This window comes from Tenacibaculum sp. XPcli2-G, assembly GCF_024124505.1.
Taxonomy (GTDB): Bacteria; Bacteroidota; Bacteroidia; order Flavobacteriales; family Flavobacteriaceae; genus Polaribacter; species Polaribacter mesophilus.
In genome coordinates, this window is record NZ_JAMXSH010000010.1 from 2,501 (window position 1) to 5,813 (window position 3,313).

Annotated in this window: 2 rRNA genes; both read left to right on the top strand. The window is 46.7% G+C overall.

The features are described 5' to 3' along the window. The first annotated feature begins 191 nt into the window (after positions 1-191). Positions 192-3,064, top strand: a 23S ribosomal RNA gene (locus NH341_RS15305). Positions 3,065-3,164: 100 nt separating this feature from the next. Further along, positions 3,165-3,273 (top strand): 5S ribosomal RNA (rrf, locus tag NH341_RS15310). Positions 3,274-3,313 lie beyond the last annotated feature (40 nt).

Sequence of the window (3,313 nt, forward strand, 5' to 3'; positions counted from 1 at the left end):
GTTGTTTCAGAGTGCTGCACGAGTTGCACTGATAAATACTTATCAGTGGCGATTCGCCACGTTCATTGACATATTGGTAAAATGATATCGTAAAGAATCAAGATAGAGAGTTAGATAATATCTAACAACATATTTTTATAAGAACAAGAATTATAAAGAGCTCGTTGTAGCGCAAGCTACAGCAAAAAGTACAATAAGCTAAATAAGGGCGTATGGAGGATGCCTAGGCTTTCAGAGGCGAAGAAGGACGCGATAAGCTGCGATAAGCTACGGGGAGAAGCACATATTTTATGATCCGTAGATTTCCGAATGGGGCAACCCGTCATGTTGAAGACATGTCACACCTTCGGGTGAGCAAACGTGGTGAACTGAAACATCTAAGTAACCATAGGAAGAGAAAACAAAAGTGATTCCGTTAGTAGTGGCGAGCGAACGCGGATTAGCCCAAACCAATGTTGTTGCGGCAATATTGGGGTTGTAGGGCTGCGACATTAGAATCTAAGAGAACTGGAATCGTTTGGAAAGACGAACCGCAGAGAGTGATAGTCTCGTACAGGTAATCGAAGAGGATATAGCAGTACCCTGAGTAGTGCGGGACACGTGTAATCCTGTATGAATCCACCGGGACCATCCGGTAAGGCTAAATACTCCTGAAAGACCGATAGTGAACTAGTACCGTGAGGGAAAGGTGAAAAGAACCCTAAGTAAGGGAGTGAAAGAGAACCTGAAACCGTACGCCTACAAGCGGTCGAAGCACATTTACTGTGTGACGGCGTGCCTTTTGCATAATGAGCCTACGAGTTACTGTTGCTAGCAAGGTTAAAGATTTAAGGTCTGGAGCCGAAGCGAAAGCGAGTCTGAATAGGGCGGTTATAGTTAGTAGTAGTAGACGCGAAACCGAGTGATCTACCCATGGGCAGGTTGAAGCTGTGGTAACACACAGTGGAGGACCGAACCAGTTGACGTTGAAAAGTCTTTGGATGACCTGTGGGTAGGGGTGAAAGGCCAATCAAACTCGGAAATAGCTCGTACTCCCCGAAATGCATTTAGGTGCAGCGTTGAATAAAAGTTTTATAGAGGTAGAGCTACTGATTGGATGCGGGGGCTTCACCGCCTACCAATTCCTGACAAACTCCGAATGCTATAAAATGTTTTTCAGCAGTGAGGGCATGGGTGCTAAGGTCCATGTCCGAGAGGGAAAGAACCCAGACCATCAGCTAAGGTCCCCAAATATATGTTAAGTTGAAAAAACGAGGTTTGACTGCCCAGACAGCTAGGATGTTGGCTTGGAAGCAGCCATTCATTTAAAGAGTGCGTAACAGCTCACTAGTCGAGCGGTCGAGCATGGATAATAATCGGGCATAAACATATTACCGAAGCTATGGACTTTTAAAAGTGGTAGGGGAGCATTCTATATGTGCTGAAGGTGTGCTGTGAGGCATGCTGGAACGTATAGAAAAGAAAATGTAGGCATAAGTAACGATAAAGGGGGCGAGAAACCCCCTCACCGAAAGACTAAGGTTTCCTCAGCGATGCTAATCAGCTGAGGGTTAGTCGGGACCTAAGGCGAATCCGAAGGGAGTAGTCGATGGACAACAGGTTAATATTCCTGTACTTCTTATAATTGCGATGGGGTGACGGAGTACTGAAAGCACCGCGAACTGACGGAATAGTTCGTTGAAACATTTAGGTATTAGACTGGTAGGCAAATCCGCTGGTTTAGCTGAAGTGTGATAGTACCACAAGTCTTCGGATGCGTGGATAGTGTGCCTAAAAACTTCCAAGAAAAACCTCTAAGCTTCAGATTATAAGAACCCGTACCGTAAACCGACACAGGTAGTTGGGATGAGAATTCTAAGGTGCTCGAGAGATTCATGGCTAAGGAACTAGGCAAAATAGACTCGTAACTTCGGGAGAAGAGTCGCCAACAGCAATGTTGGCCGCAGTGAAAAGATCCAGGCGACTGTTTATCAAAAACACAGGGCTTTGCTAAATTGAAAGATGATGTATAAGGCCTGACACCTGCCCGGTGCTGGAAGGTTAAGTGGAGTTGTTAGCTTCGGCGACGCAATCAAATGAAGCCCCAGTAAACGGCGGCCGTAACTATAACGGTCCTAAGGTAGCGAAATTCCTTGTCGGGTAAGTTCCGACCTGCACGAATGGTGCAACGATCTGGATACTGTCTCAGCCATGAGCTCGGTGAAATTGTAGTATCGGTGAAGATGCCGATTACCCGCAGCGGGACGAAAAGACCCCGTGAACCTTTACTATAGCTTCGTATTGACTTTGGATAAGTAATGTGTAGGATAGGTGGGAGACTTTGAAGCGGCGTCGCTAGGCGTTGTGGAGTCATCCTTGAAATACCACCCTTTGCTTATCTAGAGCCTAACTCAGCAATGAGAACAGTGCGTGGTGGGTAGTTTGACTGGGGTGGTCGCCTCCAAAAGAGTAACGGAGGCTTCTAAAGGTTCCCTCAGCACGCTTGGTAACCGTGCGTAGAGTGCAATGGCATAAGGGAGCTTGACTGAGAGACATACAGGTCGATCAGGTACGAAAGTAGAGCATAGTGATCCGGTGGTTCCGCATGGAAGGGCCATCGCTCAAAGGATAAAAGGTACTCCGGGGATAACAGGCTGATCTCCCCCAAGAGCTCACATCGACGGGGGGGTTTGGCACCTCGATGTCGGCTCGTCACATCCTGGGGCTGGAGAAGGTCCCAAGGGTTGGGCTGTTCGCCCATTAAAGTGGCACGCGAGCTGGGTTCAGAACGTCGTGAGACAGTTCGGTCTCTATCTGCTGTGGGCGTTAGAAATTTGAGTGGATCTGACTTTAGTACGAGAGGACCGAGTTGGACTGACCTCTAGTGTATCTGTTGTCTCGCCAGGGGCACTGCAGAGTAGCTACGTCGGGAAGGGATAAGCGCTGAAAGCATATAAGCGCGAAACCCACCACAAGATGAGATTTCTTTAAAGGGTCGTGGAAGATCACCACGTTGATAGGCTATAAGTGTAAGTGCAGTAATGTATGTAGCTGAGTAGTACTAATAACCCATAGGCTTATGTACGTATCCCGGTCCTAGTGGCCGGGAGCAAACTCTTTGATGAATTTAGGATATGATTTTACTAATATGTTAACTTTTACAGTTGAAATATACTGAAACGATTTAAGGTGATTATCGCAATGGGGCTCACCTCTTACCATTCCGAACAGAGAAGTTAAGCCCATTAGCGCCGATGGTACTGCCAATGGTGGGAGAGTAGGTCGTTGCCTTTCTTTATCAAACCTCAATCTTTTAAAGATTGAGGTTTTTTTT